22 protein-coding genes are annotated in these 24,354 nt (G+C 46.6%); 2 read left to right on the plus strand and 20 right to left on the minus strand.

What is annotated here, in order from left to right:
* Nucleotides 1–11: 11 nt before the first annotated feature.
* On the minus strand, nt 12–1,391 hold the full coding sequence (locus tag AC5ELV_RS08315; RefSeq protein ID WP_493429814.1) for a class I SAM-dependent rRNA methyltransferase: 1,380 nt from the start codon (nt 1,389–1,391) through the stop codon (nt 12–14).
* A gap of 289 nt (nt 1,392–1,680) precedes the next feature.
* Here AC5ELV_RS08315 and AC5ELV_RS08320 point away from each other — a divergent pair, with 289 nt between their 5' ends.
* The gene (locus AC5ELV_RS08320) at nt 1,681–2,703 is read left to right on the plus strand and encodes a Na/Pi cotransporter family protein (protein WP_493429815.1); all 1,023 of its coding nucleotides are present in this window, start codon (nt 1,681–1,683) and stop codon (nt 2,701–2,703) included.
* Here AC5ELV_RS08320 and AC5ELV_RS08325 read toward each other — a convergent pair.
* The 15 genes from AC5ELV_RS08325 to hrcA all read right to left on the minus strand — a co-directional run bounded on the left by AC5ELV_RS08325 (nt 2,693) and on the right by hrcA (nt 18,746).
* Entirely contained in the window at nt 2,693–3,127 is a 435-nt protein-coding gene (locus AC5ELV_RS08325) for an NUDIX hydrolase (protein WP_493429816.1), read from the minus strand. The two genes, AC5ELV_RS08320 and AC5ELV_RS08325, sit on opposite strands and share 11 nt — an antisense overlap.
* 104 nt (nt 3,128–3,231) lie before the next feature.
* Nucleotides 3,232–4,575, minus strand: coding sequence for a tRNA (N(6)-L-threonylcarbamoyladenosine(37)-C(2))-methylthiotransferase MtaB (gene mtaB, locus AC5ELV_RS08330; RefSeq protein ID WP_053325795.1), 1,344 nt, complete (start codon nt 4,573–4,575; stop codon nt 3,232–3,234).
* Between the two features lies 1 nt (nt 4,576).
* A complete protein-coding gene (locus AC5ELV_RS08335) occupies nt 4,577–5,341 on the minus strand; it encodes a 16S rRNA (uracil(1498)-N(3))-methyltransferase (protein ID WP_493429817.1) in 765 nt (254 codons plus the stop codon).
* Between the two features lie 188 nt (nt 5,342–5,529).
* Nucleotides 5,530–6,222 carry a site-2 protease family protein gene (locus AC5ELV_RS08340; protein WP_023989504.1) on the minus strand — a complete coding sequence of 231 codons (693 nt, stop codon included), beginning with the start codon at nt 6,220–6,222 and terminating at the stop codon, nt 5,530–5,532.
* A gap of 2 nt (nt 6,223–6,224) precedes the next feature.
* A complete protein-coding gene (gene prmA, locus AC5ELV_RS08345) occupies nt 6,225–7,190 on the minus strand; it encodes a 50S ribosomal protein L11 methyltransferase (protein ID WP_069290019.1) in 966 nt (321 codons plus the stop codon).
* A 394-nt stretch (nt 7,191–7,584) separates the two neighbouring features.
* Entirely contained in the window at nt 7,585–7,770 is a 186-nt protein-coding gene (locus tag AC5ELV_RS08350; protein ID WP_069290020.1) for a YfhD family protein, read from the minus strand.
* 24 nt (nt 7,771–7,794) lie between these two features.
* The gene (locus tag AC5ELV_RS08355; protein WP_069012560.1) at nt 7,795–8,169 is read right to left on the minus strand and encodes a hypothetical protein; all 375 of its coding nucleotides are present in this window, start codon (nt 8,167–8,169) and stop codon (nt 7,795–7,797) included.
* Between the two features lie 180 nt (nt 8,170–8,349).
* A complete protein-coding gene (locus AC5ELV_RS08360) occupies nt 8,350–9,546 on the minus strand; it encodes an NAD(P)-dependent malic enzyme (protein WP_493429818.1) in 1,197 nt (398 codons plus the stop codon).
* A gap of 63 nt (nt 9,547–9,609) precedes the next feature.
* Entirely contained in the window at nt 9,610–10,956 is a 1,347-nt protein-coding gene (locus AC5ELV_RS08365; RefSeq protein ID WP_493429819.1) for a 2-hydroxycarboxylate transporter family protein, read from the minus strand.
* A 121-nt stretch (nt 10,957–11,077) separates the two neighbouring features.
* Nucleotides 11,078–11,785 (minus strand): two-component system response regulator DcuR, encoded by a 708-nt coding sequence (gene dcuR / locus AC5ELV_RS08370; protein ID WP_043882272.1) that lies wholly within the window; start codon nt 11,783–11,785, stop codon nt 11,078–11,080.
* Nucleotides 11,778–13,433 (minus strand): DcuS/MalK family sensor histidine kinase, encoded by a 1,656-nt coding sequence (gene dcuS / locus AC5ELV_RS08375; protein WP_493429820.1) that lies wholly within the window; start codon nt 13,431–13,433, stop codon nt 11,778–11,780. The genes dcuR and dcuS overlap by 8 nt, the downstream gene beginning before the upstream one ends.
* Before the next feature lie 155 nt (nt 13,434–13,588).
* The gene (dnaJ, locus tag AC5ELV_RS08380; protein ID WP_307347068.1) at nt 13,589–14,719 is read right to left on the minus strand and encodes a molecular chaperone DnaJ; all 1,131 of its coding nucleotides are present in this window, start codon (nt 14,717–14,719) and stop codon (nt 13,589–13,591) included.
* A 247-nt stretch (nt 14,720–14,966) separates the two neighbouring features.
* Entirely contained in the window at nt 14,967–16,811 is a 1,845-nt protein-coding gene (gene dnaK / locus AC5ELV_RS08385; protein ID WP_029515356.1) for a molecular chaperone DnaK, read from the minus strand.
* 209 nt (nt 16,812–17,020) lie between these two features.
* Complete coding sequence (grpE, locus tag AC5ELV_RS08390) at nt 17,021–17,593, minus strand: nucleotide exchange factor GrpE (protein WP_220029899.1); 573 nt, start codon at nt 17,591–17,593, stop codon at nt 17,021–17,023.
* A 121-nt stretch (nt 17,594–17,714) separates the two neighbouring features.
* Nucleotides 17,715–18,746 carry a heat-inducible transcriptional repressor HrcA gene (hrcA, locus tag AC5ELV_RS08395; protein ID WP_493429821.1) on the minus strand — a complete coding sequence of 344 codons (1,032 nt, stop codon included), beginning with the start codon at nt 18,744–18,746 and terminating at the stop codon, nt 17,715–17,717.
* A 331-nt stretch (nt 18,747–19,077) separates the two neighbouring features.
* On the opposite strand from hrcA, the gene AC5ELV_RS08400 reads away from it, so the two are divergent.
* On the plus strand, nt 19,078–19,644 hold the full coding sequence (locus AC5ELV_RS08400) for a hypothetical protein (protein ID WP_493429822.1): 567 nt from the start codon (nt 19,078–19,080) through the stop codon (nt 19,642–19,644).
* A gap of 83 nt (nt 19,645–19,727) precedes the next feature.
* Here AC5ELV_RS08400 and AC5ELV_RS08405 read toward each other — a convergent pair whose 3' ends face one another.
* The 4 genes from AC5ELV_RS08405 to AC5ELV_RS08420 all read right to left on the minus strand — a co-directional run bounded on the left by AC5ELV_RS08405 (nt 19,728) and on the right by AC5ELV_RS08420 (nt 24,352).
* On the minus strand, nt 19,728–20,204 hold the full coding sequence (locus AC5ELV_RS08405) for an N-acetyltransferase (RefSeq protein ID WP_013311174.1): 477 nt from the start codon (nt 20,202–20,204) through the stop codon (nt 19,728–19,730).
* 157 nt (nt 20,205–20,361) lie between these two features.
* The gene (hemW, locus tag AC5ELV_RS08410) at nt 20,362–21,549 is read right to left on the minus strand and encodes a radical SAM family heme chaperone HemW (RefSeq protein WP_493429823.1); all 1,188 of its coding nucleotides are present in this window, start codon (nt 21,547–21,549) and stop codon (nt 20,362–20,364) included.
* Nucleotides 21,550–21,953: 404 nt separating this feature from the next.
* Nucleotides 21,954–23,768: a translation elongation factor 4 gene (gene lepA, locus AC5ELV_RS08415; RefSeq protein ID WP_493429824.1), complete on the minus strand. Its 1,815-nt coding sequence runs from the start codon at nt 23,766–23,768 to the stop codon at nt 21,954–21,956.
* Nucleotides 23,769–23,839: 71 nt separating this feature from the next.
* Entirely contained in the window at nt 23,840–24,352 is a 513-nt protein-coding gene (locus tag AC5ELV_RS08420) for a hypothetical protein (protein WP_493429825.1), read from the minus strand.
* Between the last annotated feature and the right edge of the window lie 2 nt (nt 24,353–24,354).

The raw sequence follows: 24,354 nt of genomic DNA on the forward strand, positions 1-24,354 counted from the left end.
TTGTATGAAACCTACAGCTGTATCCGGCTGCGCACCTCAAAGATGGCGAATTTCAAGTAATGGCCTTCCTCCACACCCAAAATTTGAGGATGGTCCTTACCAGCCGCTCTCCAGTCTACCAGACGAAGGATTTTACCGGCATCTGCCGCCGCTTCCTTAATGGTATCCAAAAACAACTCTGGCCGCATATGGAACGAGCAACTCGCTGTCACCAGATAGCCGCCCTCATTAACGAGCTTCATCCCGTGCAGGTTGATATCCTTATATCCACGTGTAGCCCCTTTGACAGCGTTCTTCGTTTTGGCAAAGGCTGGCGGATCAAGAATAACCACGTCAAAGGTGCGTCCGCCACCTGCTGTCAGCGGCTTGGATGTATCTCCTTTGCCCCCGGCTCGTGCATTGCGTTCCTCCACACCTTTCACCTGATTGCGCAAATATTGAAAAGCATCGTCGACGACAAACTCGACGCGTTCCTCAAAACCGTTCAGCTTGACATTATCTCGCGCACTTTCAATCGCATGCTCAGAAATATCAAGACAAGTTACTTTTTTAGCACCATGTTTACATGCATTGAGCGTAAAGCTTCCCGTGTGCGAAAAACATTCCAATACGGTTGCGCCGTCCCAGAATGGGAATTCAACAACCTTACCACTTTTATTCACTGGCTTCATGACCGTTGTGCCAGCATCCCCTGAGTCCGCAGCTACTTCTTGTAGCGTAATTCCACTACGTGCTCCCCAACCTGTCATCAACGGTGCTATGGCCGCACGATTTTCACGCTGGTCAAAGAAATAACCCGTCTTCTGACCCTCTACGATATCAACCTTGATTTGCAGGCCATTTTCCGTCACAACCACATGACGCGGGCAATCACCGTACAAAGGACCCTTCGTTTGTTCCAATCCTTCTAGCTCACGGATGGATACATCACTGCGCTCATATATACCAACAGGACCCACTACTTCAACGAGCGCATCCCTGATTTCCTCCCTGCGCCGATCCATGCCAAGCGTTAACAGCTGCACGACTAACACATCACCAAAACGGTCTACAATCAGTCCAGGCAAAAAATCAGCCTCTCCGTACACCAACCGATAAGCGTCTCCCCCGGTCACAAAACGTTCGCGATGCTCCAGACATTTGCGAAAGCGTTGGGCAAAAAAGTTTTGATCCATTACTTCCAGCGGCTCATAGGACATCACACGCACTGTAATTTGTGAAGCCGGATTATAGTAACCTGTCGCCAAATAACGCCCCTGATGGTTAACGATGCTGACCAAATCGCCCGCCTCTGGATCACCCTCAATCTTGGCTATTTCGTTTTTAAACACCCAAGGGTGTGCGTGCTCCAGCCTTTTTTTACGGCTGCGTTCTAATATTACTGAAGGCAAAATCCTTCACTCCTATTCTTAAAGTTACTCAAAGTGTTAAAACGTTTTGTTCGATAGGGGCACGGCTCGGCGATTCATTTGATCTTACGATCACTCTCGCTTCTCCAGATTCAAATGAACCGCTTCGCTACTGCCCGCCTGTATATCGACGTCACGCTTTTAAAGCTTGTGAAGATACTACAAAATTATCGTTCCGTAAAAAAGAGCTCAGCCATGCTTGTCATGGCTGTCCTCGACAGATCATAGGCTGTTACATAAGTATTTCCACCTAGAAAAGGGGGCTATGCCCGTGTTTATACATGTTATACTCCCGCTGTGCGGCGGGCTGTTTATTTTTTTGGGCGGGATGAAGCTGATGGAAGCAGCCCTCCGGCATTTGGCTGGCCCCTTCCTCACCCGCTGGCTGAACCGCGCGACAGTTTCCCCTTGGCGGGGGATGCTGTTCAGCTCAGGCATTACCGCCCTGCTGCAAAGCAGCACCGCCGTAACGGTGCTGACGATCGGACTGGTCAACGCCGGGCTGTTGACCTACGGCCGCACGCTCGGCATCATTCTCGGCACCAATATCGGTACCTGTCTCACCACCGAGCTGATGGGGCTCCAGCTTGGCAAGCTGGCTGTTCCGCTGCTCTGCGGCTCACTGCTCTGCTGGAGCGCCGCCGTACTGTGGGGAGAATCCGTCTCCGTTCGCCAGTACGCTTCTGCCGGAGTTTCACCCGGCTCCAATGGGCTTAGCCGTCCGCAGGCTGTACAATATATCAGCCTCGTCTTTGCTGGATTTTCGCTGATTCTGGCGGGTATCCGCGTAATGCAAACGGTCGGCCCCTGGATCGAGCAGGCCGGGCTATTCCGCTGGTTTCTTGATCACGCTGCGGCCAACATGTGGTGGGCCTTTGCTGCAGGTGCCTGCCTAACCGCACTGGTTCACAGTAGCGCAGCCGTCATTGGCATGGCGATCAGCCTTGCCGCTGCGGGTGCCTTGCCAGCCGATGTGGGGATCGCCATCGTCATCGGCTCTAATGTAGGCACCTGCGTAACCGCCCTGATTGCCGCTGTTGGTGGCAGCGTGTCCGGCAAATTTGTAGCCTGGTCCCATGTGCTGCTGAACGTAGGCGGAGCATTGCTCTTTATGCCGTTGATCCCTGGGCTGGAAATGGCCGCCACATGGATATCTACCGAGCCCGGAGCCAAGGTAGCCCATGCCCAAACCCTGTTTAACGTCATTAGCTCTCTGCTGGTCTTGCCTATTTGCTATCTACCTGTATGGACTCGTTTAGAGGATCGTATATCTCCCGACAGAATCAAACGTTAATTCCTAGCATGGACAGCGCCTTGATCAAAATGACATCATTATTGTCATATCCACCCTGGCGCTGAAGACGCCATGCTTCCTCAGGCGTATGCCACGCAACTCCGTTAATTTCTTCGATCTGTGCCTGTAAATCCCCATCCAGTGCTTCTACGAGATAATAGTGTACTTCTTTATCTACTTCCCCAAATTCTGGATGCTGATACGTATAAGCAATCATATCTACATGCTGGATAATCCGCCCGTTCAACCCTGTTTCCTCGCGAATTTCACGTAAAGCCGTCTGTTCGATTGTTTCTCCCAACTCCATTTTCCCTTTAGCCAAGGATACCTTCCCATATCGGTCAGTAATGAGCTGAATTTCAAGCTGCTCCCCCTGTTTGCGAAACACAACACCGCCTGCTGAAATTTCCTTTTTTGCTGCCATCCTGTAATCTCCCTTCCTTGCGCAACAAGGATTCCGTCCTCTCTGTAAGGAAAGGCGAAATCCTTGTGTGCCATCTCTATTGCCTGTTCAGGCCTTTTTTGTTCTTACAGAGCTGTTTGCAGCCCATTCTCCAGTACGCGAACCAATTGGCCTTCACTTTCATTGATGCCTGCCTTCGTCAGCTTCACACGGCATACCTTGCCAACCAGATCCTCAGTACCTTCAAACGCCAGTTGAATATAATTGTCACTATATCCATGGAGTATGCCGCTATCTTCGGTACCTTTCGGCGCAACTTCCGGAATGACCTCCAGCACCTGACCTACAAACTTCTCAGCATACGCCAGTTGCATTTGCTCTGACAGTTGTATCAGCTCATGCACTCGTGCATTTTTCACGTCTTCGTCCACCTGATCCTCCATACGCGCCGCAGGAGTTCCACTACGCTTGGAGTACGGAAACACGTGCATTTCCGAAAAACCGATTTTTTTCATCAGCTCATAGCCATTGCGGAACATTTCATCCGTCTCCCCAGGGAAGCCGACGATTACGTCTGTTGTAATCGCTACATCTGGCATTGCTTTGCGAATCATAAGCATTTTATTATAAAACTCTTCTGTCGTATACTTGCGACGCATCCGTTTCAACACAGTGTCGTCCCCCGCCTGAAGCGGTATGTGAAAATGACGAACCAGCTTGGTGGAACGGTTCAGTACATCAAGCATTTTTTCATCAATCTGGCTGGCTTCAATTGAGCTGATACGGATACGCTCCAGCCCTTCCACCTTCTCCAGATCCCACAGCAGATCAGATAGGTCATAATTATCCATGTCGTCACCATAACCGCCAGTGTGTATACCTGTCAGTACGATTTCCTTGTAGCCTGCGTGTACCAGTTGACGCGCCTGTGCAATAATACTCGCAGCGTCACGGCTACGGGAGAGCCCCCGCGACCACGGGATGATGCAGAAGGTACAGAAGTTATTGCAACCATCCTGAATTTTCAAAAAGGCCCGAGTATGATTAGCAAAATCAGGCACATCCATTTCCTCAAATACACGCGTTTTCATAATATTGCGCACAGCGTTCACCGGTTGACGCGTCTCTTGAATTTCCTGCACAAACGGAATGATTTTGTCCCGATCCTGAGTCCCTATAACGAGATCAACGCCAGGAATATCCATAATTTCGGCAGGAGAAGTTTGAGCGTAGCAGCCCGTCACCGCCACAATGGCATCTGGATTCCGTCGAATCGCGCGGCGAATGATCTGACGACTCTTTTTATCACCGGTATTCGTAACGGTACATGTATTAATAAGATAGACGTCAGCAGTCTGCTCATCAAAGTCCACCTGTTCATAACCTTCATTTTTAAACAGCTGCCAGATCGCTTCTGTATCATAAAAGTTTACCTTACAGCCCAATGTGTAAAATGCCACTGACGGCATATTAAACCCCTCCCATTTCTCCTGTCTCATATAAAATGCATGCCAATGCAGCCATTCCTGCGGTCTCCGCACGCAAAATCCGTCTTCCCAGTCCTGTAGACTGGGCTCCAGCCTGCTCGGCCTCTAGGCTTTCCGCTTCAGTAAAGCCGCCTTCCGGGCCCACCACCAGCAGAACACGCGGCATTTCTGTCGACGCCCATTGTCCTGCCAAAGGCTGGATTACATCCCGTAGTTGCTGCCCCTGCTCTTTTTCATAACAATAACATATCAAATCATACCCAGCAAAAGAAGCCAGAAGTTCTTTCCACGTCATAGGCGCGCTAATTTCTGGAATCCGGTTACGGTGGCTTTGTTCAGCCGCTTCCTTCACAATCTTGCGCCAACGCTCCAGTCGCTTGCCTTCTTTTTTGGCATCATACTGCACGACCGTACGCTCGGACAAAAACGGTACAAACCCGGTTGCTCCGATTTCTGTACATTTTTGCATCACCGTCTCCATTTTGTCTCCTTTAGGAAGACTCTGAGCGATGGTGACCTGCACATGCGGTTCAGAGGTCATCTTCAGCGGCTCAATAATCTTCGCTGTGACATGATCCTGCTCAATCGTATCCAATGCAGCCAGCGCTTCCCTAGATACCCCGTCACTAACTATAATTTTGTCACCACTACGGCCCCGCATGACTTTAGCGATGTGCCGCGCGTCCTCACCCGCAACAATCACGTGATCTTCTAGAAATTGCTCTGCCGGAATAAAATAACGCTGCATTCTCTCTCACACCTATTCCTGGATTTTGCAAAATACTCATTCTAAAAATAACTGTTATCCACTAACGTTCCGTACAAAATCCGAATAAATCACCAAGCAACATCATATCATCTTTTGCGCCTGTATGACCAGTCTGCTCCCTCTTCTGTTCAGGCTATACCTACCTATTCTCGTAAAAAAAGGAGCCCTTAGGCTCCGAATAATCCAGTGATATAAAAAGAGAACTGCAAAAACTGTATATAAATCATCTGGGCAAGCGTGTAAAGAGGTTCAATCGTTACAGCTCGAACCTGCGGAATGACCAGTATAAGCAGAAAAATAAAGATCGACCACTGTTCAAACTGCTGGAGTTTGCGGCGTACAGGAGTGGGGGCCACATCTTCCACAATCCGGTATCCATCCAGTGGAGGCAGTGGGATCAAATTAAAAATAAACAAAAACAGATTTAAATTGATCAGCGCATTGATAAACAAATAGATTGCTTGAGCCACCCGTTGGTTCTCCATCCCCGGCAATACTTGAAAATGAAGGAGTACGGCATAGATCAAAGTAGTAACAAATGCAAGCAGCAGATTGCTAAGCGGACCCGCAGCCGATACGATAATGCCCATGAGGCGCGGACGACTAAAGTTGTCACGATTAACCGGAACTGGCTTGGCCCAGCCAAAGCCTCCGATCAACAGCAGCAGCGTACCCAGCAGGTCAATATGCACTGCCGGATTTAAAGTCACGCGCCCAAGTAGCTTGGCTGTAGGGTCACCAAATTTATTGGCATAATACGCATGTGCAAACTCATGAACCGTGAACGATATGATCACAGCCAGTAAATAAAAGGGAAGAACATTTAAATTTACACGAAAAATATTTTGTAGAAAATCCATACTTACCTCTTTCTCGCCACAAACGCCAGCCAATCTTCATCCCGGCTTATTTCGGCAATCTCAAAGCCAGCTGCTTTCAAAGCAGTTTCGACAACTTCTTCTTTGTTCTTCCAAATTCCTGAAGCAATATAAATACCACCTGGTTCCAGGGCTTTATATACATCATCAATGAACAGCAAAATAATCTCTGCCAATATATTAGCTACCACCAGCTTGACCGGTAACTGGATACCCAGCGTTGGATCGCTTGCATTAAGCACAGATAGCAAATCACTTTCTTTAATGGTAATGCGTTCCTCCAGCCCGTTCAGACGCGTATTTTCCCGCGCACTGGATACTGCCACCGGGTCCAAATCCAAGGCAAGTACATGCTTCGCTCCCAGCTTTACAGCTCCAATGGCCAAAATACCGGAACCCGTGCCGACATCAATGACTTCTTCCCCGCCCTTAATCACAGACTCCAGCGTTCTCAGACAAAGGGATGTCGTAGGATGCGTTCCAGTCCCGAAGGCCATACCAGGGTCCAGCTCAATGATTTTTTCCTCTTCACTCGCAGGCTCATATTCCTCCCAAGTAGGTTTAATCGTCAGACGGTCCGACACACGCAAAGGCTTGAAATATTGCTTCCAAGCATTTGCCCAGTCATCCTCATCAACTGTTTTCAGCTCATACTGAACCTCACCAGGGTCGATATCGAAAGTTCTCAATTCTTCGACGCGCGGCTCAATTTGCGAACGAATACTATCCATGTCCACTTCTTCGGCAAAATAGCCTTTGATGATCGCTTGTCCTTCAGGTATGTCGTTCAAAGGTCGATCATACCACTGTCCATAGGACGTATCCCGCGGTTTGTTGAGCGAACCGGACTCTTCAATGGAAACCCCTCCTGCACCTGCTTCGTGCAGAAAATTCGAAATCATTTCGATGGCTTCTTCGGTTGTATGTATTGTAATTTCATTCCACAACATGGTTTTCATTTCCTCCTCATTTCACATGCATACATTACATTGTACTATATACATGCCCAGGAGTTCAAAAAAGCTAGTATTATCAGGATTCAAAATATTTTTTTAGAGCTTGTATATGTTGTCCACTCTTTTAGTCTAAGCACCCTTAGCTCTAGTACATACCATACAATATTATTCTTAATGTCGAAACGGTAGACGTTGCACCACTGGGCGTGCAAAACTACCAACTGATTATTGAAAATCAAACGCCTGCAACTACTGCTTTCGTCGTCGGTCCTCTTGTTTTTAGTGGAACAGCATACAGCGGATAATGAATAGAAAAAGGAACGAACACAAATAAGACGGGCTATCCCACAAATCATCCTATTGATGGAATAACCCGTCGTATTAAATTCTACTCATTGTCGTTTATGATACGCTGCTGACGACGGTCAGCTACTTCGCTACGCCGGATCGCTTCCAGATCCTCAGCATCTGCCTGATCTGCTGAGAACTCAACATCTTCATTTTTAGCAGATTGCATGCGTTTGATTTTCTCCGTTTTGGTCAGCACTTTATCAAACCGTTTGTTTTTGGACATCGGTCACTGCTCCTTCCAAACTTTTCACAGCATTCCACCCGCTTGTTCCACGATGGACATCGCCTGATGATGAATGGATTCATCCACCACAGCGGTCAACAAAATATCGCGGCCTGTCGGTCCACCCTGTCCTCCATCACTCATGCCACTGGCGGACGGATCAGCCGCAGCCAGTATTGCTGGAGTTGCATCTGTAAAGTCCACGCCCTGTGTCAGTGAGGACAAGCTGCTAATCTGTCCTGAAAATACAGGCAATCCGGCGTTGCCAGTAGACTGCCGCGGATACCGGCTAAATCGGTCTATTGACACATCGGCTGCCCGGAGAGCTTCCAGTTTTCTAGCGGCTCCCTGTGCTTCCTCAGGACTTTTGAAATACGCCAAAATGTTTTTTTCGCCCATCTCAAAATCTCCCTGTGTAGTATTGAGCGCAACTACTCTTCAAGAGCATAGAGCGTTACGCTTTGTTATATCCTGCTCATTGGCACGATTTTATATTCCCTACGAAGGCTAGACGGATGCAGACGATATTGAGAACAGTAGGCCAAAACAGTGAAGCATAGTTTGTGAAGAGCATAACTTTTACGGGTGTAAAATAGCTGCTGGAGCTTCACCTGACCTAGCTACTCCTGTCTCCCATGCAGCACGAATAACAGCATCCCGTACCTTTTGAACCACCTTCGGATTAAAAACATTCGGTATGATATAAGTTTCACTTAGCTCCTCAGGACAGATCGCATCAGCGATGGCAAGTCCGGCAGCTAGTTTCATTTCCTCATTAATCGTCGTAGCATGGCAATCCAGAGCACCCCGGAAAATTCCCGGGAAGCACAGCACATTGTTAATCTGATTTGGAAAATCGGAGCGGCCGGTAGCAAGCACACGTACATGAGGTGCGGCTACAGCCGGATCAATTTCCGGCTTCGGATTCGCCATGGCGAACACAATAGGATCAGTTGCCATGCTCTGTATATCCTCTACAGTCAGTATGTTCGGGCCTGACACACCGATGAATACATCAGCTCCCACAATCACCTCGGATAAGCTTCCACTTAAATTGTGCGGATTAGTCATGTTCGCATACTCTGTCCAATGCGGGTTACTGTACTCCACGTCACGGTGAATAGCTCCCTGTCGATCAACGCCAATCAGATTGCGCACACCTGCCTTAAGCAGCATACGGGAGCAGGCCATACCCGCTGCACCGATCCCTGCAAATACGACTTTGACATCCTCCATTTTTTTGCCACATACCTTTAATGCATTGACCAGACCCGCTAATACAACGACTGCCGTACCATGCTGATCATCATGAAATACTGGAATGTCTAGTTCCTGCTTCAACCGTCTTTCGATCTCGAAGCAGCGTGGGGAAGATATATCTTCTAAATTAATGCCGCCAAAGGCAGGCGCAATCATTTTGACAATTTGAACAATTTCATCAGCGTCCTTCGTGTTGAGACAGATTGGAAAGGCATCGACACCTGCAAATTGCTTGAACAACACTGCTTTACCCTCCATCACAGGCATAGCGGCCTCCGGTCCGATATCCCCTAATCCAAGTACTGCTGTTCCGTCTGATACGACTGCTACTGTATTCTTTTTGATCGTTAATTGATACGCTTTGGCTGGGTCATTGGCGATTTCCATACAAATTTCAGCTACACCCGGCGTATAAACTTTGGACAGCCCCTCCATCGTTTCAATTGGCTTCTTGGGTAAGGTCTCCATTTTGCCACCTGCGTGTAATTCTCTAATTTCATCTATTAAACTGCTCATATTTTTCTCCGTCCTTTCATGTCTCTATTTGGATATGGATCTCAGTCCTGTGTACAAAACTCATCAGCTCCATAATTGGAGTAACAAAGTTGCTAAAATGACCGTGCCTGCCCCTCCAATACGTGTTGCAATTTGTGCAAAAGGCATCAGTTCCATCCGATTGGATGCAGACAGAATGGCTACATCTCCCGTGCCCCCTAATCCACCGCGACAACTGGTCACCAAAGCAGCTTCTACGGGATACATGTGAATCCATTTTCCTGTGAAGTATCCTGTAACAATCAATGCAACTACAACAGATGCGCAGGTGACGGCATAAGGAACCGTTAAAATCCCAACCACACTATCCAAAGGTACATACAAAATACCCAATCCCACCATCAAGGGCCATGTCAGACTAGCCGTTATACATTTGTATAAGTGAAAAGCTCCCTGCTCCAATGTGTTCGGCATAATCTGAATGCACTTAATTAACGCCGCCGCCAGAATCATGAGGATCGGACCTGGAATATGGAGATACGGCTCCAGCAACTTACCCACAATAAAGAAAGTGCAAGCTAACAGCAGACCTCCTCCCATCAATGGAAAAGAAATCGATTGTTCCAGACTTGCCGGGGCTAACTTTTCTGCATCTTTCTCCAGTTTCAGTAACCTCCCGTTACCTGAAGTTTTTGGATTTTTCTCCGCTAATCTCTTCAGAATACCCGCACCTATGATTGCAACAATGTTCCCGATAATTGCAGCGGGGATAAACTGGGATACGAATACTGCGGAATCCTTGCCCAGCACTAATCCATACGAAATGGACAACGGTAAAATGCCTTCCCCAATCCCACCGGAGATAATCGGAATGATGATGAAAAAAAATGTATGATAGGCACTATAGCCAAAAGCCATACCCACCACCATACCCACGCCAACAGCTGCAATAGATCCTATAATAATGGGGGCAAAAATTTTGACAATTCCGTTCATCAGCATTTTCCGATCCATACCAAGAATACTCCCGGTTACTAGACATGCGATGTAGAAGTAAAGAAAATTCGAGGTTTTCATAAGCGTGTGTACAGCACCCATCGCAGATGGACTGAACATATTCCAAAATACCATTAACGATGGAACCATAAGAGATAAAATGGCCGGCCCACCTATATGCTTAAGCAACGGAAGTTTGGCCCCCAGATCACTGAGCAGTATACCCAAAATCATGATGACGGCGAACCCGCCCAACATATCGTTTGGAAGTCTTTCTGTAATTGCAGCTGCATAAACAATCAGCGCGATCACGGCATAGAGCGGAAGAGGAATAACTCCCACCTTTACCCTGCCCAGCATTCTGATGCCATCTACAAAATTTTTACTCCATCTCTGTCCCTTTTGAATGACAGGCTGGTTCGTAGCATTTTCCATAAATCTCCCTCCATAAAGTGAAGAATGATGATCATGTTTCTATTCTACACCTTGGAAAACGCTTTATTTGGTTTTAAAACTAATCATTCACTTTTGTAATTAAAGTAATCGGAAAGAAGATTTAAATAAAACTATTCATGATGCCTTCTGCCTGTGGCAATATTCGGTATTGGTAAACAGGGCGCCCTATAGTACCATAAATGGTTTCCATGGAAAGAGCCTCAATCTCTGTCATAAAAGCCAGGTACTTGCGCATAGACACCCTGGATATCCCTGCGCTCTCCGCAATATCCTCAGTGGAAAATAGCACCTTATTATGCCGCTGGATACAATTCCATATCATAGCCAGCGTGGATTTAGTTATGCCTTTGGGCAACCGTGCCAAGTCTTTAGTCAAGCTTTTATGATAAATCAATCGGTCCAGTTCCTCCTGAGAAAGTAGACTGCGCTCACGCACGATGCTAATGTGCTCTCGGTACCCCGTGAGGGCCTCCAAAAAACGGTTAAAGTGGAACGGCTTAATCAAGTAATCCACCGCGCCGAAGTTCATCGCTTTTTTGACACTGTTCATGTCACTTGCAGCCGAGATGACAATGACATCTATATTTACACCTGTCTCCCGTATGAATGACAGTAAATCGAGGCCATTGCTTTCCTGCATATACACATCTAGCAATATCAAATCAATGGCTTGTTCAGCTATATATTTCTTAGCCTCTTCCACAGAAGAAGCCCAACCCCCACATCGAAAACCTTCCACCTGCTCCATATATTTGCGGTTAAATTCCGCAACCATCGGATCATCTTCTACAATCAGGACATTAATCATGTTCATCATTCCCCGCTATAATGTATGGAATCGTAATCTGAAAACAGCACCCTTGCTCGGCTGGGATTAACTTTATGCTTCCCTGTAATCTTTTCACGCTTTGCGTCACCAGATAAAGACCCATCCCTCGTGACTCTCCCTTAGTCGAAAACCCTTTTTCAAATATAGCCTTCACAAGCCCTTCCGGTATACCCGGACCATTGTCGCACATGATACAGGTCAGATAGCCGTTCTTCTGGCTTTCCTCATAATAAAGTGAAAGTTTAATCCGCTTGTGCTCCAAAGATTCCATCGCCTCCACCGCATTATCAAACAGATTGCCAAGAATAGTAATCAGTTCATGCGTCGTTTGAGTTTGACTGGATTCGGGTAAGTAACTACCTGGAGTCAGTTCAAAATTTACCCCTACTTCTCTGGCCCGGCTTAATTTCCCCAACACAAACCCTGCCATAACCGGGTCCCTGATCTGCCGAGTAATAGAGCCAATTTCCACTTGATGATGCTCGACGGCATCCATAATGTAATGTTCCAGTTTATCATACATTCGCAAGTGCACCATCCCCATAATGACATGCAGCTTGTTCATAAATTCATGAGCCTGCGCACGTAGTGCTTCCGTGTACAGAGACACTCCTGTCAAACGTTCCGCCAGCTGGTTCATCTCCGTTTTATCCCGAAAGGTTACAATTGCTCCCACAATTTCCCCTTTGACCCGTATCGGAACACTGGTGGTCAGCAAAGTTATTCCACCCAGCTCCATTTCCTCATCCATCTGTGGAGTACTCGCTTCCAAGACCTCTTGCAATCGAAAAGCGGATAGATAAACGGTAATTTCCTGTCCGGAGAATGAGAAATCTTCAATCCCCGCTTGTCTAAGTAGACGAATCGCTTCTGCATTCATCAGCATGACGCGACCGAATTCATCTACCGCAATAACTCCTTCCTTGATGGATTGCAACATAGCGCTGCGTTCCTCCAGCAAGCGTGCGATTTCCGGCGGCTCCAGACCGACTAGCATATTTTTGATTTTACGAGCCAGCACAATCGCACCTCCAGTGCCGATCAACATTCCGATGCCAATGGCGATAGCAATAAGACGGTTGTTGCCTTCCTGAGCCATCTGTACATCTTGCATGGATATACCAACGACAATTGCCCCTACCTGTTTCCCCGTTGAACTGAATACGGGGGAAAAGGCTCGCATGGACAAGCCCAATGTTCCCTTCGCAACGGACACGCTCTCATGGCCATGAAGTGCAGTATACTCGTCTCCACCGACAAAGGCTTTGCCAATCATCCTAGCATCCGGGTGCGTTTTACGAATTCCCTTCATATCCATAGCCACGATGAACTGGATGTGATTTGCTGCTGAGACCTTCTTCACATACTCCTGCATGGAAAGAGACGAACCCGTCCCTTGCAATTGCTCGACAATAAGCGGCGTATGGGCGAGTGTACGCGCGATGGACATTGCCTTTTCTTCCAGCCCCTTCTCAGTTTCCTGCTCCACTCTCTCCGCAAATAACAGGGTTACAGGCAGAAGCACAAGTGCCATAACTAGACATACTAGCAGTGTAATTAGGCCTCTGAGCTTTAATAGCGGTTTACCCCGACGCAGCTTGAGCTGTACATTTCCGATGGAACTCACCCCTTTCTACTTGATATTAAGTCTCAATAGTTCAACATGCCTATACAAAAATGGTTATGTATGTGTTTACGTGAATATAAAAAAAGGAACTACCCCGCAATTGCGGAATAGTTCCCTTTGATTCATGGTTGAAGCTCCGCGATTTCTAATTGGGCTTAGTCGCCTCGGAAGGCGCGCTTCACACGGTCAAAAAAAGACTGCTCATTCTCATGTGTCTGCTCTCCGCTAAGCGAAGAGAACTGACGCAGCAAATCCTTTTGTTCCTCACTCAGCTTGCTAGGCGTCACCACAACTACCTTAATATGCTGGTCACCCTGACCTACGCCACGCAGTTTTGGCACACCTTTTCCTTTAAGACGGAAGTAAGTACCTGTTTGCGTACCTGCTGGAACTTTCAGCTTCACTTTCTCGGTCAACGTCGGGATCTCGACTTCATCTCCTAATGCTGCCTGTGAGAACGTCAGCGGAATTTCGCAGTAGATATCGTCTCCCTCACGCTCAAAGAAGTCGTGCGATTTCACACGGAACACGACGTACAAGTCACCTGCCGGTCCTCCGTTGACACCGCCTTCGCCTTCACCGTTAATACGCATTTGTGCGCCGTCATCCACACCCGCTGGAATGCGAATATGAATTTTACGTTGCTTGCGTACCCGACCGGAACCGCTACAAGTCGTACATTTTTCTTTAATGATTTTACCGGAACCGCCGCAATTGGAACAGGCACGTCGATTAACCATACGACCAAACGGTGTATTCTGCACCACTTCTTCCTGTCCGCTGCCGTGGCAGACGGAGCAGGTTTGTGGTTGAGTGCCCGCTTTGGCTCCCGTACCGTGACACGTATCACATGTCTCCGTACGTTCAATATGAATGTCGGTTTCTTTACCGAACACCGCTTCCTTGAACTCAATCGTCATCGTATATTGAAGATCGTTCCCACGCTGCGGTGCATTTGGATCACGTCGACCGTTGCCACCGCCACCAAAGAACATATCAAAAATATCGCCAAACCCGCCACCGAAGTCGGCACCACCACCAAAGCCGCCTCCCATGCCCTGGTTCGGGTCTACATGACCGTACTGGTCATATCTTGCCCGCTTCTGACCATCGCTGAGAACATCGTAAGCTTCTTTGACTTCTTTAAATTTAGTTTCCGCGTCCGCAGCCTTGTTCACGTCCGGATGATACTGACGCGCAAGCTTACGGTAAGCCTTTTTGACTTCATCATCCGAAGCGCCCTTCGCAACGCCCAGCACCTCATAATAATCACGCTTATCAGCCAATGTTCCACCCCCATGCCTACAACGTGTCTGCACTACATATAAAAGGAAAGCCAAAGGCACGGGATGACCCGGCTTTGACCTTCCCATCATTTCAAGGCAGTACAACCCGTAATATGCTTATTTATCTTGGAAATAACTGTTACCCTTCGGCTAATTGTTATTTATCAAGGCAGCTACGCTGCAATTACTATTCAGTATATCATAACGCATCGGTGTACCGTAAAGCTACCACTACCCGATCCGTAGCTTAGTCTTTCTTCTGGTCTTCGTCAACAACTTCATAGTCCGCGTCAACCACATTGTCGCGGCCTTTGCTGTCTGCTGCGCCGTCTTGGCCTTGTTGAGCCTGTGCTTCTTGAGCAGCTTGCTCATACAGCTTCACAGACAATTGCTGAACGATTTCAGTCAGTTCTTCAGTAGCTTTTTTGATATCTTCTAAGTTGTCGGTTTCCAGCGTTTTTTGCAGATTTTCTTTAGCTGCATTTGCTTTTTCGACTTCGCCTGCATCCGCTTTTTCGCCCAGATCTTTAATCGTTTTGTCTACAGAGTAGATCAATTGATCCGCAGCGTTTTTCGCTTCTACCAAATCTTTGCGTTTTTTATCTTCTTCCGCATGCAACTCGGCATCCTTCATCATACGTTCTACTTCCTCGTCGCTCAAGCCGCTGGAAGATGTGATCGTAATTTTTTGGCTTTTGCCTGTGCCTTTATCTGTAGCGGATACGTTCACGATACCGTTCGCATCCAGATCAAAGGTAACTTCGATTTGTGGTACACCACGTGGTGCTGGAGGAATATCTCCCAATTGGAAACGACCCAGTGTTTTGTTGCCTGCTGCCATTTCACGTTCACCTTGCAGCACGTGAATTTCTACGCTAGGCTGATTGTCGGCATATGTCGAGAATACCTGCGATTTGCTCGTAGGGATTGTCGTGTTACGATCAATCATTTTAGTAAATACGCCACCTGCGGTTTCAATACCGAGGGACAGTGGAGTTACGTCAAGGAGAACGACGTCTTTCACATCACCAGTCAGTACACCCGCTTGAACTGCCGCGCCCAAAGCTACCACTTCATCAGGGTTTACGCCTTTGTGAGGCTCTTTACCTGTCAGCTTTTTGATTGCTTCTTGTACAGCCGGAATACGTGTGGAACCGCCGACCAGAACGATTTTGTCGATGTCGCTAGCACTCATGCCTGCATCTTTCATCGCTTGACGAGTAGGACCCAAAGTACGTTCTACCAGACCTTCAGACAATTCTTCAAACTTCGCACGAGTCAGGTTCAACTCCAAATGCTGTGGAACGCCATCAGCTACTGTGATAAACGGCAAAGAAATCGTCGTTGTCAGTACGCCAGACAGTTCTTTTTTCGCTTTTTCCGCTGCGTCTTTCAGACGTTGTACAGCAGCTTTATCTTTGCTCAGGTCGATGCCTTGATCTTTTTTGAACTCATTTACAAGGTAATCAATAATCACTTGGTCAAAGTCATCGCCACCCAGCTTGTTATCGCCGCTTGTTGCTTTAACTTCGAAGAAACCGTCGCCCAGTTCCAGAATGGATACGTCGAATGTACCCCCACCCAGGTCATACACGAGGATCGTTTGGTCTTCGGATTTTTCCATACCGTATGCCAATGCAGCTGCTGTTGGCTCATTGACAATCCGCAGAACTTCCAGACCGGCAATTTTACCTGCATCCTTGGTTGCTTGACGTTGACCGTCATTGAAGTAAGCTGGAACAGTGATAACAGCTTGAGAAACTGTTTGTCCCAGGTAAGCTTCAGCATCGGATTTCAGTTTTTGCAAAATCATAGCGGAAATTTCCTGTGCGGAATATTCCTTGCCGTCAATGCTTTCTTTATGATTTGTACCCATGTGACGCTTGATGGACATGATTGTACGATCCGGGTTTGTAATTGCTTGGCGTTTTGCCGTTTCCCCTACAGTACGTTCCCCATCTTTTTTGAAACCAACAACGGAAGGGGTTGTGCGTGCGCCTTCTGGATTTGGAATAACGACTGCTTCGCCGCCCTCCATAACAGCCACACAAGAGTTGGTTGTACCTAAGTCAATACCGATTACTTTGCTCATCGGACAATTCCTCCTTCTGTATATACGAGGCCCGCAGGCCAGAATGGTTAAATCAAAATGATGTATTTCTAATGTCAGAATTTTGCAAAATTCGATTCCAATCGCTCCAAAGTGCAATATATAGACGAATTAGATCATTTCGATCTATATATTGTTCATTGAAAGTCGCTTATGGGATTTTTGCAAAATCCTCATGTATATTAAAAAAGCTACATGCTCACTTTTACCATCGCTGGACGAAGCACCTTGTCCTTCAGCATGTATCCTTTTTGTACCTCTTCAACGACGATGCCTTCCTCATGCTCTTCGCTCTCCACCTGCATAATAGCTTGGTGGAAGTCAGGATTAAACGGTTGTCCCACCGAATTCATGGCCGTTACTCCTTCTGCCTGAAGCACACTCTCAAACTGGCGGAAAATCATTTCCACGCCTTTGCTGAATGACTCAGACTCCGCTCCTTGCGGTGCTGTTGCCAGCGCACGCTCGAAGTTATCCAAAACAGGCACCAACTCGGTAACCAGCTTCATAGATGCATATTTGGCAAGGTCTTCTTTTTCTTTCAGCGTACGACGGCGAAAATTATCAAAATCCGCCTGAGCGCGTAAAAACCGTTGCTGATGCTCTTCCGCCTGAGCGCGAAGCTTAGTCAGCTCTGTTTCGCTTTCTTGGTCTTCCAGTGCCGCCGCTTCATTAATCGGCTCTTCCTGCTGGCTCGTTTCGGCGGCTTCCTCTGTGCTTACATTTTGTTGTTTTTCTTCTTGGAACGCTTGTTCTTCCTTCAAAATGTTTCACCTCCTTCAAGTCATAACTACCTCTACAAAAACACGCAACAATGCACCCGCGCAGGATACAAACCGTATCCCGGCGCGGAACATATAGTACCGCAACCTATGCGGTCTTGTTCTATTTAAACCGCTGCGTTAGCATTGCGGTCAAATCCTTAGACAGGATACCCAAAATATTAATAACTCTCGCATATTCCATCCGTGTCGGACCCAGTATGCCTATAGTGCCCAACGCTTCTCCGTCTACTGCATACGTAGCAGTAATCAGGCTGCAATTGGCAAACGCCTCATGATCATTTTCAGTGCCAATGCGGACTTGAATTTCAGGTGCCCCGACAACTGGTGTCATTAGTTTAAGCAGCGTTGGTGTTTCCTCCAGCAGATCGAGAATATGTTTAACCTTTTCTACATCTTTAAATTCAGGTTGATTAAGCATGTTTGTCGCACCGCTCAAATACAAGCGCTGATCCGAATCATTATCCAGTGCTTTATCCAGCACCTTCATAGCGTCCTCAAAATGAGAAACATGCTTCTCCATCTCCTGACCAAGTGCGGTGTAAAGGCGTGATTTAAGCTGATAAATCGGCACACCGACCAGCTTGCTGTTCAGTAAATTCACAACCTTCTCCATCTCGGAAATCGAAATTCCCGGTGGAATATCCACCGTTTTATTCTCCACCTGACCGGTATTGGTCACGATTATCGCCACAGCCGTCGTTTCGTTGAGCGGCAGTAGCTGAAAATGACGCAATGAAGTATGAAAAACCTCCGGCCCAAGCAGGATGGAAGTATAATTGGTCATATGGGACAAAATGCCTGACGCATGCTGGATCACTTGCTCCATTACATTCAGCTTTTCGGCATAAAAGGCTTTCAGTTCCCGCATTTCCATAGGCTTCAGTGTATTCAGTGGTACCAGATGGTCCACATAATAACGATAGCCTTTATGAGACGGGATGCGTCCCGCAGAAGTATGGGGTTGCTCCAGATAGCCCTGTTCCTCCAAATCCGACATTTCATTACGGATCGTGGCCGGGCTGAATCCGACATCCTGCCTTTTGGATATGCTGCGGGAACCCACTGGCTCAGCCGAACGAATGTAGTCATCAATAATCGCATTCAGAATGAGTCTCTGACGTTCGGTTAACAAGCGAATCCCCCCTTGTTGTTTATCCATAATAGCATGATTGTTAAATGGAATCATTAGCACTCGTTCGCGATGAGTGCTAACCGTTAATACAAAAATACCAAACCGACCTGATCATTGTCAAGTCAGATCAGTATTTTCAATAAACAAGATTTATTACAACAGTTTAGTTTACTGTAGCGAATGCAAACCGTTTACACTTTTTTACGGAAAATCTCATTATTTATCGTATTAATACCGTATCTTATGTATAGAGATTCAAAAAACAGAAAATTCGCTCGAGACTATATCTTTATAACGTTACATCTTCTTTGTCCTTGAGGAGGAATTAAATTTGAGAACTAATCGCCGCAAGTTTCTGCATGCATCGATCGCACTTTTACCTACAATTTGTATGTTTCAGATTTTAATCGAGTTGTTTCCGTATACAGGACTAGGAAGAATAGTTGCTTTGCCATTGGTTTTCATCCTGAATGCAGCCCTTATTATTTCAGTCATCCATTTAATTCGAAAATTAAGCCACCTGTGTTGTGCCTTAATCATGGTTCCTACAATACTTTTAAGCATGTGGAATACCATTTTATTTTACCCTCAAGAATTCAATCCAAGTATTCCTAAGCAAATAAAATACAGTATATCGGCCATACAACATTACGATGATTTAACACTAGCCGATTGGGAAGGATATACATATAGTCCAAGCAGAACCGGAGAGTCTGAAAGATATGTTGCCACCTTGTATAAATATAAACACCGAGTTCCATTAGACGGCACTGCATACTTTTACAATGATACTAATTATCATAAGGACCATCCAATAAGAAGCCTGAATGGAATACCCTCCGAACTAGAGCCTCATCATCAATTCATTTGGTGGCTGCTCAAAACATATGAGAAATGAACTAGGATGAAACAATGTATAGACTGTATAACGTACGCACGATTATGGCCTGATAAAAAAGAACTGACCTCATTATTGACAGGTCAGTTCAGTACTTTCAACACTGCGATTTCATCACAATTGTTTTGTTTACTACAGTGAATGCAGTCGGTCCATACCTTTTCAGGAAAAATCTCTTTGCTTACTACATCAAAACCGTTTTTTATAAAAAAGGAGACCTCGTAGGTCAATGCCATAATTTTAGGAATACGTTGCCGCCGTGCTTCTATAATAAGGCCCTCCACGAGCTTGGAGCCAATCCCCATACCTTTATGTCCCTCAGAGATGCCAAGGGAGCGAATCTCTACCAGATCAGCGCCTAATTTGCATAAAGAACCACAACCAACAACCTCGCCGTCCACCTCTGCAACAATAAACAGCTCCAGTTGGCGCGTAAGCACTTCCCTCGAACGTGGCAGCATAATCCCCCGCTCTGCATAGCCGCTAATCATTTGATATAAAGGCTCCACATCCTCAGGAACCGCACTTCTGCACAATACATCTTTACACACTGAAGCCATCTTGCTCTCCTCCTGCCGCTTGCCGCATATAATGAATAAATATACAACATAACGCATAGAATCGCAATACTCCATTTACCCTGCTATGACAGAATGGTGTTATAGAATGATTGTCCCAGCTTACGAAGTTGAAACGTGCTGTATTAAAGCCTACGACTTATGAATTTACCGTGATTGAACCGATGAACTCTGCAAATACATCATTTCCGAATAAAATGCCACGTTCACTCAAACGATAACCGTCCTCAATCGATTCGATTAATCCCGCATTGAGCATTTTTCCGAGAGGAACAGTAAACGTATCCTCCAACGCCTGACCGAATTGAGCTTTAAAGCGGGACTTGGAAACGCCCTCTAGCATTCTCAAACCGACCATAAGAAAATCCTCCATGGCTTCCGCCGCTGGCACCTCAAAGCTATCCAGACGTGGCAAACCATTACGACTAGCCTCCACATAGGGATTAATGCCCTTAATGTTCATATGACGCTCTCTGCCAACATATCCATGTGCCCCAGCGCCGAGACCGTAATAGTCCTCATTTCGCCAATAGGTCATGTTGTGCTTGCTCCCCAAGCCTGGTTTTGCAAAATTGCTAATCTCATACTGTTCATAGCCCGCTTCTTTCATACGACGCATGAGGAGTAAATACATTTCCAGTTCGTCATCCTCATGTGGAAGCGGTAGCTGATTTTTCTGGTACAGCGTATGGAAAAGTGTGTTTTCTTCAACCTTCAAGCTGTAGATAGAGTAATGAGGAAGCTCCAGCTCTAGCGCTCTACTGACGCTTTCATGCAGCATGTCCACCGTTTGGTTCGGCAAACCGAACATCAGGTCAATCGACAGGTTGTCCAAGCCGACCTTACGGGCGTTTTCCAAACTACGATATACGTCATCTGTACTGTGAATACGACCTATGCCTGTGAGTAGCTCATTCTGAAAAGCCTGTACACCAAAGCTGAGTCGATTGACGCCGCCTTCTTTCATCACAGAGAGTTTTTCAAAATCAGTGGTGCCTGGATTGGCTTCCATGGAAAACTCAATATCTTCCGCCCAATGTGGGAAGTAGGTTCGGACGCTCTTCAGGAAATATTCCATTTCTTTCGGATTTAGGGTAGTTGGTGTTCCGCCCCCGACAAAAATGGTTTTAATCTCTCCTGGCGGGTGAAGCTTGACTGTTTGTTCCATCTCCCGTTCCAGTGCATACAGATATTCCATAACAGGTTGATCCTTGAGCACATAAGAGTTGAAATCACAGTAAAAGCATTTATTCGTGCAAAAAGGTATATGCAGGTAAACCGCTTGAGGCGCGGATGAATGTTCATGTTTTTGTATGGATGCGGTCATACCGATCCTCCTTGTCAATTCAGGGAATAGTGAAAAAATGCGCCGAGGTCGAGATCAACCGCTTCGTGTTCCATTCGATCTTCTGATCGCTGTTACTCCCCAATCTTCTATTATATAAGCACTTTTACGGTTAAAATTGGGGAGTAAAGGCGAACGCTACGCTTCTCCAGATTCAAATGGACCACTCCGCTGCTGTACCAACATCGGTCATTTTTTTTGTGATGTAGGTGTTGCCGTAAGAGTAAAGCATCTTTAGAAATACGCTAAAGATACTGTTGTTATACTATTTTTGCAACCGAGATAACAAATACTCAATTTCTGGATAGCTTGCTTAAATAAATAACGTCCATTCTCCATGCACGGCAAATGCCCCATGAAAGAATGGACGAATACTTCAAGCAGCTTTACTCATCTATTTTCAGTACCGCCATAAATGCTTCCTGTGGTACTTCTACGTTACCGACCTGCTTCATACGCTTCTTGCCCTCTTTTTGCTTTTCAAGCAGCTTCCGTTTACGGGAAATATCGCCGCCGTAACATTTGGCCAAGACGTTTTTACGCATCGCCTTAACGGTTTCACGCGCCACAACCTTTGTTCCCACAGATGCCTGGATCGGCACCTCGAACATTTGACGCGGGATTAGCTCGCGAAGCTTCTCACAGATAATACGTCCGCGATGATAAGCCCGATCTCTATGCACGATGAACGACAGCGCATCGACCTGCTCGCCATTCAACAAAATATCCATTTTCACCAGGTTGGACTGGCGATAGCCTGAAATCTCATAATCAAAGGAAGCATAGCCTTTGGTACTTGATTTAAGCTGATCGAAGAAATCATATACGATTTCAGACAGCGGAATTTGATACGTAATGGTTACCCGTGTCGTATCCAGGTATTCCATATTTACGTATTCTCCACGCTTGGTTTGACAAAGCTCCATCACCGTACCTACGTAATCATTAGGGACGATAATACCTGCTTTTACATAGGGCTCTTCCACATGCTCAATCCGTCCGATTTCAGGATAATTCGATGGATTATCGATCTGGATCGTTTCCCCATTTGTCAACTTTATGCGGTAAATAACGCTTGGTGCCGTTGTGATCAGCGGAATGTTAAATTCACGTTCAATCCGTTCCTGGATAACGTCCATATGAAGCAGACCAAGGAATCCGCAACGGAAGCCAAAACCCAACGCGCTTGATGTTTCCGGCTCAAAACTAAGCGAAGCATCGTTCAGTTGTAGCTTTTCAAGCGCCTCTCGCAGATCGTTATACTCTGATGTTTCGATTGGATACAGACCGCAATATACCATCGGATTAATTTTCCGATAACCTGGCATCGGTTCTAATGTTGGATTTTTTGCATCTGTCACCGTATCCCCGACACGCGTATCACCCACATGCTTAATACCGGCAACGATAAACCCAACATCACCGATGTTCAGCTCGTCCACGATGTTCATACGTGGCATAAAGGCACCAACTTCAATAACCTCAAACGTTTTGTCAGTCGCCATCATTTTAATTTTCGAACCGGCTCGGATACTACCATCCACAACGCGAACATATACGATAACGCCTTTATAAGGATCATAGTGCGAATCGAAAATGAGTGCCTTGAGCGGATTATCCGGATTACCTTGCGGAGCAGGCACACTTCTGACCACCTGCTCCAAAATTTCCTTGATACCGATTCCAGCTTTGGCTGAGGCATGTACGGTCTCGCTCGTATCCAAGCCGATAACATCCTCGATTTCCTGTTTTACCCGCTCAGGATCAGCACTTGGCAAGTCAATCTTGTTAAGCACTGGCAAAATCTCTAGATTGTTGTCCAACGCCAAATATACGTTAGCCAACGTCTGTGCCTCGATTCCCTGCGCGGCGTCTACAACTAGTAAGGCCCCTTCACAGGCCGCCAAGCTTCGGGAAACCTCATACGTAAAATCGACGTGTCCCGGTGTATCAATCAGATTTAAAATGTACTCTTCGCCGTCATCGGCCTTATAAGTGAGTCGCACTGCCTGGAGCTTGATTGTAATCCCGCGCTCACGTTCCAGATCCATCTGATCAAGCACTTGCTCCTGCATTTCACGGGTTGTGAGTGCACCGGTATATTCTAGAATCCGGTCAGCCAGCGTGGATTTACCATGGTCTATATGTGCAATGATACTAAAGTTCCGAATTTTACGTTGTCTTGCCAAAATGTCAGTCATGCCTTACCCCCACACAATGCCTAGTGTCAATCAGCTTATTATAGCAGTTGTAAGGGGGGTCAGCAATATTTCTATTCTGTTACTCCGTCAAATACAGATACGACCCATCGAATACCCTGTCTCGACAGGTTTTGAAGCAGCCCAGCTGTTTTGTCCGCCATGGTATCCACCGAGGCTTGCTGTCCCTTGACGGCTAGCAGTTCACGCGGTGTCTCCAGGCCCTGAGTATTGACATGCTGCGCAGTCGTCGAATACCACCTGGATGCCCCAAGCTCCGTCTGTTCCTCATTTTCTTCCCTTCCACTAGCTTCATTTATACCCGCTTCCGTTTTCGGCTCAACCTTAACATCTCCACTTGTGCTATACGTACCGCTATATGCACGAGCGTTAGCTGCGGGTGTATCTTCAATAACCGTCTGTTCATATGCAATTTTCTGTTGATTTACCGATTGACTCGTATCACCGTTCCATTCCGGTCCATACACTGAACGTAGGCCAGATCCTGCCAGTTGCATACCGAGTAAAATGCCTGCCCCCATGAGTAGTACAAATCCAAGTGCTTTCTTACGAAAATGTCCAGACATTA

This window comes from Paenibacillus sp. NMA1017, assembly GCF_058895805.1.

Excerpts from the sequence above, each read along its gene's own strand:
- AC5ELV_RS08365 (WP_493429819.1), bottom strand. The coding sequence starts at position 10,956 with ATGGAAAATGCTACGAACCAGCCTGTCATTCAAAAGGGACAGAGATGG.
- AC5ELV_RS08355 (WP_069012560.1), bottom strand. The coding sequence starts at position 8,169 with ATGGGCGAAAAAAACATTTTGGCGTATTTCAAAAGTCCTGAGGAAGCA.
- AC5ELV_RS08340 (WP_023989504.1), bottom strand. The coding sequence starts at position 6,222 with ATGGATTTTCTACAAAATATTTTTCGTGTAAATTTAAATGTTCTTCCC.
- prmA (WP_069290019.1), bottom strand. The coding sequence starts at position 7,190 with ATGTTGTGGAATGAAATTACAATACATACAACCGAAGAAGCCATCGAA.
- AC5ELV_RS08360 (WP_493429818.1), bottom strand. The coding sequence starts at position 9,546 with ATGAGCAGTTTAATAGATGAAATTAGAGAATTACACGCAGGTGGCAAA.
- lepA (WP_493429824.1), bottom strand. The coding sequence starts at position 23,768 with ATGACTGACATTTTGGCAAGACAACGTAAAATTCGGAACTTTAGTATC.
- AC5ELV_RS08420 (WP_493429825.1), bottom strand. The coding sequence starts at position 24,352 with ATGTCTGGACATTTTCGTAAGAAAGCACTTGGATTTGTACTACTCATG.
- AC5ELV_RS08325 (WP_493429816.1), bottom strand. The coding sequence starts at position 3,127 with ATGGCAGCAAAAAAGGAAATTTCAGCAGGCGGTGTTGTGTTTCGCAAA.
- AC5ELV_RS08350 (WP_069290020.1), bottom strand. The coding sequence starts at position 7,770 with ATGTCCAAAAACAAACGGTTTGATAAAGTGCTGACCAAAACGGAGAAA.
- mtaB (WP_053325795.1), bottom strand. The coding sequence starts at position 4,575 with ATGCCGTCAGTGGCATTTTACACATTGGGCTGTAAGGTAAACTTTTAT.
- AC5ELV_RS08335 (WP_493429817.1), bottom strand. The coding sequence starts at position 5,341 with ATGCAGCGTTATTTTATTCCGGCAGAGCAATTTCTAGAAGATCACGTG.
- dnaK (WP_029515356.1), bottom strand. The coding sequence starts at position 16,811 with ATGAGCAAAGTAATCGGTATTGACTTAGGTACAACCAACTCTTGTGTG.
- hemW (WP_493429823.1), bottom strand. The coding sequence starts at position 21,549 with ATGACCGCATCCATACAAAAACATGAACATTCATCCGCGCCTCAAGCG.
- dcuR (WP_043882272.1), bottom strand. The coding sequence starts at position 11,785 with ATGATTAATGTCCTGATTGTAGAAGATGATCCGATGGTTGCGGAATTT.
- AC5ELV_RS08405 (WP_013311174.1), bottom strand. The coding sequence starts at position 20,204 with ATGGCTTCAGTGTGTAAAGATGTATTGTGCAGAAGTGCGGTTCCTGAG.